We start from the raw sequence: 6,172 nt of genomic DNA, 5'->3' as shown, positions 1-6,172 counted from the left end.
AAGCATTTGGGAAGGGCCGGGAAGAATGACGGGTAGTCCAATCGAGCAAGTGCAGATCCACGGGGACTGCTTTCGAACGCGCGGCAGGGCGACCACATCTCTTCAGTTTATGACTCTTTCAGAGTCCGCCGCCATCACCGAAACGCGGTGCCGCGTGGCTTTCACGTAACCCTTTTTAGATGTTGGATTTAATGGCAGCCGCTCCCGCCGTCCGGCGTTCCGAACTCGGTGAAGCGCTGCGCGCTTGCCGAAGTGCCTTCATCGGCGTCGGTCTCATGAGTTGCATGATCAACCTGCTGTACCTGACCGGCTCGGTGTTCATGCTGGAGGTCTATGACCGGGTGCTGCCCAGCCGCAGCGTTCCGACCCTGGTCGGCCTCGTCGTTATCGCCGGCAGTCTCTACATCGCTCAGGGTGTGCTCGATCTGTTGCGCGGGCGGATCCTCGGCCGCATCGGAACCTCGCTCGACGAAGCGCTCAATGCGCGGGTGTTCGACGCCGTCGTTCGCCTGCCGCTTATGGTGGGGAACCGCGACGAGGGCCTGCAGTCGCTGCGCGATCTCGACAATGTGCGCTCGTACCTCGGCAGCATGGGGCCGGGCGCGTTCTTCGATTTGCCCTGGCTGCCGTTCTACATGGCGATCTGCTTCCTGTTCCATTGGCTGCTGGGCGTGACCGCGCTGATCGGCGCCATCATCCTGGTCACGCTGACCCTGATCACCGAATATATGTCGCGCATGCCGGCGAAGGAGGCGATGACGCTCGCCGCGCGGCGCAACGGTCTTGCGATCTCCAGCCGGCGCAACGCCGAGGTGCTGGTCGCGATGGGCATGGCCGGGCGGATGAACAAGCGCTGGAACGAGGCCAACGAGGAGTATCTCGCCGGAAATCAGCGCGCCAGCGACGTCACCGGCGGCCTCGGTGCTGTGGCCAAGGTGCTGCGCATGATGCTGCAGTCCGCCGTGCTCGCGGTCGGCGCCTATCTCGTGATCCACCAGGAGGCGACCGCCGGCATCATCATCGCCGGCTCGATCCTGAGCGCGCGGGCGCTGGCGCCGGTCGACCTTGCGATCGCGCACTGGAAGGGCTTGGTCGCCGCGCGACAGAGCTGGCAGCGCCTCAACCGCCTGCTGCAGCAGATGCCGGCACCCGACGCGAAGCCCCTGTTGCAGGCGCCGACGAAGAAGCTGTCGGTCGAAGGCGTGACCATGGTCGCGCCGGGCGATCAGCGCGTGATCATGCAGGACATCACCTTTGTGTGCGAGGGCGGCAGCGGCGTCGGCGTGATCGGCCCGAGCGGCTCCGGCAAGTCGTCGCTGATCCGCGCGCTGGTCGGCGTCTGGACGCCGGTCCGCGGCAAGGTGCGGCTGGACGGCGCGGCGCTCGACCAGTGGTCGTCGGATGTGCTCGGTCGCTACGTCGGCTACCTGCCGCAGGATGTCGAGCTGTTCGGCGGCACCGTTGCGCAGAACATCTGCCGCTTCGACCCAGAGGCCAAGTCCGATGCCATCATCGCCGCGGCGAAAGAGGCCGGCGTGCACGAGATGATCATCAAGTTGCGCGAGGGCTATGGCACCCAGGTCGGCGAGCAGGGCACCGCGCTCTCGGCGGGCCAGGCCCAGCGCGTGGCGCTGGCGCGGGCACTCTACGGCAACCCGTTCCTGATCGTGCTGGACGAGCCGAACTCCAATCTCGACAGCGAGGGCGACGAGGCCTTGACGCGTGCGGTGTGCGCGGCGCGCGGGCGCGGCGCGGTTGTGATCGTGGTCGCACACCGGTCGATCGGCATCGAGGGCGTCGACCAACTCCTGGTGCTGAAGGACGGCCGCATGCAGACCTTCGGTCCGAAGGAAGCCGTGCTCGGGCAGATGCTGCAGCGTGTCCCGCCGCCGCCGATCAAGATCGTCTCCGACGCGGGAGCAGCGAAGTCATGAAAGAGCAGCCGCGGAAGGCGCACCAGTCGATCAGGAAGCACCTGATCGGCGGCCTCGTCGTGGTCCTCGTGCTCGCCGGCGGCGTCGGCGGCTGGGCTTCGACGGTGCCGATCTCGGGCGCCCTGGTCGCGCCGGGCTCGGTGGTTGTCGATTCCAACCTGAAGAAGGTGCAGCATCCGACCGGCGGCGTGGTCGGCGAGGTGCGGGTGCGCGACGGCGACGTGGTCGCTGCCGGCGACATCGTGGTGCGGCTCGACGAGACCGTGGTGAAGGCGAGCCTTGCGATCGTCGTCAAGGCGCTGAGCGGACTTTACGCGCGCGCGGCCCGGCTTGAGGCCGAGCAGCAGAACCGGCTCAACATCGCCTTTCCGCCGCAGCTCACCGAGCGCGCCGACGACCCTGATGCCCGCTACGTGATGGCGAGCGAGACCAAGCTGTTCGAGGTCCGCGTCAACGGCCGCACCGGCCAGAAAGCGCAGCTGCGTGAGCGCGTCACCCAGCTCAACGAGGAGATCGCCGGGCTCCAGGCGCAGGAGACGGCTAAGGACAAGGAGATCGAACTGGTGCAGCAGGAGCTGGTCGGCGTCCGTCGGCTCTACGAGCAGCATCTGGTGCAGATCAACCGGCTGACCACGCTCGAACGCGATGCCGCGCGGCTCACTGGCGAGCGCGCGCAATACATCGCCTCGCGCGCGCAGGCCAAGGGCAAGATCACCGAGACCGAGCTGCAGATCATCCAGGTCGACAAAGACATGCTCGCCGAAGTCTCGAAGGACCTGCGCGAGACCAATGACAAGATCGGCGAGTTCGTCGAGCGCAAGGTCACCGCCGAAGACCAGCTTCGCCGCATCGACATCCGCGCGCCGCAGGACGGCGTGGTGCTGCAATCGACGGTGCACACCGTCGGCGGCGTCATCACCGCCGGCGACGCCATCATGATGATCGTGCCGAAGGCCGACGACCTGTCGGTCGAGGCCAAGGTCAATCCACAGGACATCGACAAGCTGCAGGTCGGCCAGAAGACGCTGCTGCGGCTCTCGGCCCTGAACCAGCGCACCACGCCGGAACTGAACGGCGTCGTGACCCGCGTCTCCGCCGACGTCACCACCGATCAGCGCACCGGGCAGAGCTTCTACACCATCCGCGTCTCGATGCCGCCGGAGGAGGTCGCGCGCCTCGGCAGCGACATCAAGATCATTCCGGGCATGCCGGTGGAAGCTTTCGTCCAGACCGGCGACCGCACCGTGCTGACCTATCTGATGAAGCCGCTTAGCGACCAGCTGATGCGCGCGTTCCGCGAGAAGTGAGTCCTTCACGTTGAAATCATTCACGTCGTCTCCGCGAACTTCACTTCGCCTCCTCCCTTGTGGGCGGGAGATAATGATAGCACGGAAATGGGCCAGTTTTGACCACGTCCTTGAGCGAAGTGAAGATCGTTTGTATGGCGACCTCCGGAATCAAATTCGTTAAGCGACGAGCCTCCCGCAGACCTTGATCGGCAGCAAGCTCACGGCGATCTTATGCATTGCTGGCTCGCACCAACGTAAGCGGATCCCATATTCCAGCCAAAAAGCTTAGTCGACCAGCCACCGGCTTGCGCCTCATGCGAGCCGAGGGCTGCTGACCCGCTGGCGGGTTGCCCCTCGGAAATTTGGGTGAACCCGGTCCGCCGCCCGCTCACTTGCCTTGCGCTTCGGCACTTCAGAGAGGGCCGCCGAAGCGATAACGCGCTGTTGAGTTGGTTGCGCCGCACGCTCAGGAAGGGAGGTGTATGGCTGTTCGTCGAGCGGCTGTGGCGCAGCGTCAAATACGAAGAGGTCTATCTGCGCGCCTACGACACCGTGTCCGACGCCCGCGCCTCGATCGGCCGATACATCGCCTTTTACAACTCAGAACACCCCCATTCCCAGCTGGGCTACCGCTTGCCGCGGGAATACATTGCATCCATCAAACCAGCCGAGTGTCCGGTCTGACGGGGTCAACTCCACCTACCAAAAGGGCAGGAAGCGCTGCAAATTTGCTCGGTGTATCAAGTGCGAGCTTCAGCGATTCCTAGCTGCATCTGATCAAGCCTCGGGCGCCGCTACACAGCTCGCAAATTAGCTTTACATGCATCTCGGAATCATAGGGATTCCGTTTCGTATAGCTCCCGGTATCCGAATCATGGGCTATCTTGGGGAGTGCCGACGAAGCGCGACAACGAGTAGGGGCGCCATATCGTCACGCCCGAGGTGACTATGCCCAACCGCAACCGCGACATGAGCCAAACGTTCGAAACGGATGGGACGTGGTTTCTGCCCGAGACGCCTGACAGGAAAGTAGCTGGGACGCTCGTATCTCGAGCCGAACGAATTGAGCTATCGTTGGCGGACTCTCTCCGTCCGATGCAAAGCGGACCAATTCGAGCCGATATCGTTCGATTCCCCATTGTGCATGGTGTCACGCGGGAGCAGGAGGCGGTGTCACTATTTCGGTATACGCGGGTCGGTTATTCCTTGACGTTTGCCAGTGGTGGCATCGGCCGACTTGAAACCCTTTGGAAGCGGTGGACTGAACCAGAGGTTGAGGGGCAACGGTTGCCTCCCTGAAGGCGAGCCACCTCTCCTGGTAGGCGCCCACGAGCGCTCTTGGCGATACATTCCCACCCGTGTAGCTTGACGACACTCTCGGGAAGGCGAGGTGGTTAGCGGTGTTAGAGCAAGGTAGGCTGGCCACCGAAGTTAGTGGCGCGTGTTAGGGACAGCGCTTTCGGGACCGACGAAGCGCCGAGTCACGTGGCTGCTAACTTCCGGGCAGCGCGGGCGCGGCAGGGACAGCGTTAATTCTCTTGAGTGAAGGCTCCGAGTCGCGCTCGCGTTGCCACGGACATCAAAGGGGATAGCTCCGGTAGCTGGCTATGAAGTGGAGTTACGAAACATGCTATGGGCTAGCGGAGATCATTATTGTGCCGGGAGGATGCGCTCTCCTGTTTGATGGCCAGGTTTTAGGCCAATACACCTCGCCAGTCATAGCAGCAGAAGAATTAGCGAACGGGAGATGCCGTTGGCCTTGGGCTGGAGATCCGGCGAAGATGGGGATCCCGAGAAACTTGTCCCAGTGGCAAAGCGTCCCTTGGCGCGTCGGCTATGAGCACAGTAGTGAACCGCCATGAAGCCTTTCACTCAGATTAGCTCGCCACGCGGTCCCACGCGATGCGTTCGGATGAAGGAGCGATATGCCGTGTCAAAAGCTAACATCCTCAAGCTGATTGCAAACGTCGCCGATCAACTCATAGAAGTGTTGCGTAGCGGGGCACGTGCTCGTCTCGCCCAGGCGGTCGAGGCCGAGGCTGAGGCTGAGGACTTTCTCGGCAAGCATGCCGATTTGAAGACCGCGGACGGTCATCAGCGCGTCGTCCGCCACGGTCTCCTGCCGAAACGCGAGGTGATGACCGGTATCGGTCCGGTCGCTGTCCGTCGCCACGTGTGCTCGATCGCGGGGCGGACGCCACGGATCGCGACTGCCTCCGGTTCTCTCCGTAGATCCTGCCACCCTACATGCGCCGTTCGAAGTCGATCGAGACGCTGCTGCCGAACCTTTAGGGTATCTCGACTGGCTCCTTCTCGGAGACGCTAGCTGCGCTGCCCGGCAAGGATGTTGCCGGGCGGCATCCGCCATCGGCCGGCTGAAGGATGGCTGGCTCGACGAGCACACCGTGTGGCAGAAGCGCGATCTGTCATCAAAGCTAATGTCGACGCGGCACTCGTTTCTGTCCGTCGCGGACGATTGAGACGTTATTGATTGGTTGCTCGCGGACGCGGATTTTTGCCATTGGCCCCGACCCGGACGGTCGTATTCCAGAGCGAGGTGCGTTCGCGTGTGCAGTGATACGTGATCAGCTTTCAATTGCTCGCTCGAGCCCATACGAGCGGCTGAAGGCGAGGATAGCGGAACTATAGGCACTCCGCTTTTAGTAATGCTGCCCGCCCCGCTTCGCGGCGAAGCGCTGAGCACCGCCGGATGAAGGACTAGCTCTGCACTTGACGTAACCCTTCGGCCCACTTGCCTCCGCTTGCTGTCGGGAAAGTTCTCGGCCCATGCGCCATCCAACCTAGAGCGAAATGTCGGGGAGGCGGCCTTCGTTTTCCAGATAGCTACCGCCGACATCGGAGTGGTTTCCGGCGAACCACACCTGCTGCAGCCAATCCGGATGCTTCAAATATCGCGCAAGGGCTGCCCCGCCCATTCTGCGCGAGAGT

3 protein-coding genes and 3 pseudogenes are annotated in these 6,172 nt (G+C 63.1%); 5 read left to right on the top strand and 1 reads right to left on the bottom strand.

Annotated features, from left to right (window positions below; translation table 11 throughout):
* The first annotated feature begins 191 nt into the window (after positions 1 to 191).
* From WN73_RS15220 to WN73_RS15205, 5 genes and pseudogenes are all read left to right on the top strand, one after another.
* The gene (locus WN73_RS15220) at positions 192 to 1,934 is read left to right on the top strand and encodes a type I secretion system permease/ATPase (protein WP_271553542.1); all 1,743 of its coding nucleotides are present in this window, start codon (positions 192 to 194) and stop codon (positions 1,932 to 1,934) included.
* Positions 1,931 to 3,241 (top strand): HlyD family type I secretion periplasmic adaptor subunit, encoded by a 1,311-nt coding sequence (locus tag WN73_RS15215; protein WP_271553541.1) that lies wholly within the window; start codon positions 1,931 to 1,933, stop codon positions 3,239 to 3,241. The genes WN73_RS15220 and WN73_RS15215 overlap by 4 nt, the downstream gene beginning before the upstream one ends.
* 468 nt (positions 3,242 to 3,709) lie before the next feature.
* A pseudogene (locus WN73_RS15210) lies at positions 3,710 to 3,907 on the top strand (integrase core domain-containing protein); the annotation flags it as partial.
* 264 nt (positions 3,908 to 4,171) lie between these two features.
* Complete coding sequence (locus WN73_RS44660; RefSeq protein ID WP_442870100.1) at positions 4,172 to 4,522, top strand: hypothetical protein; 351 nt, start codon at positions 4,172 to 4,174, stop codon at positions 4,520 to 4,522.
* Positions 4,523 to 5,153: 631 nt separating this feature from the next.
* Positions 5,154 to 5,658, top strand: a pseudogene (locus WN73_RS15205) (transposase); the annotation flags it as partial.
* 369 nt (positions 5,659 to 6,027) lie between these two features.
* On the opposite strand, the pseudogene WN73_RS15200 reads toward WN73_RS15205, so the two are convergent.
* Positions 6,028 to 6,123, bottom strand: a pseudogene (locus tag WN73_RS15200) (phospholipase effector Tle1 domain-containing protein); the annotation flags it as partial.
* Positions 6,124 to 6,172 lie beyond the last annotated feature (49 nt).

This window comes from Bradyrhizobium sp. CCBAU 45394 (genome assembly GCF_028128655.1).
Lineage (GTDB): Bacteria > Pseudomonadota > Alphaproteobacteria > Rhizobiales > Xanthobacteraceae > Bradyrhizobium > Bradyrhizobium diazoefficiens.
The sequence above is the reverse complement of the archived record's forward strand: the minus strand, read 5'-3'. Positions and strand labels throughout refer to the sequence as shown.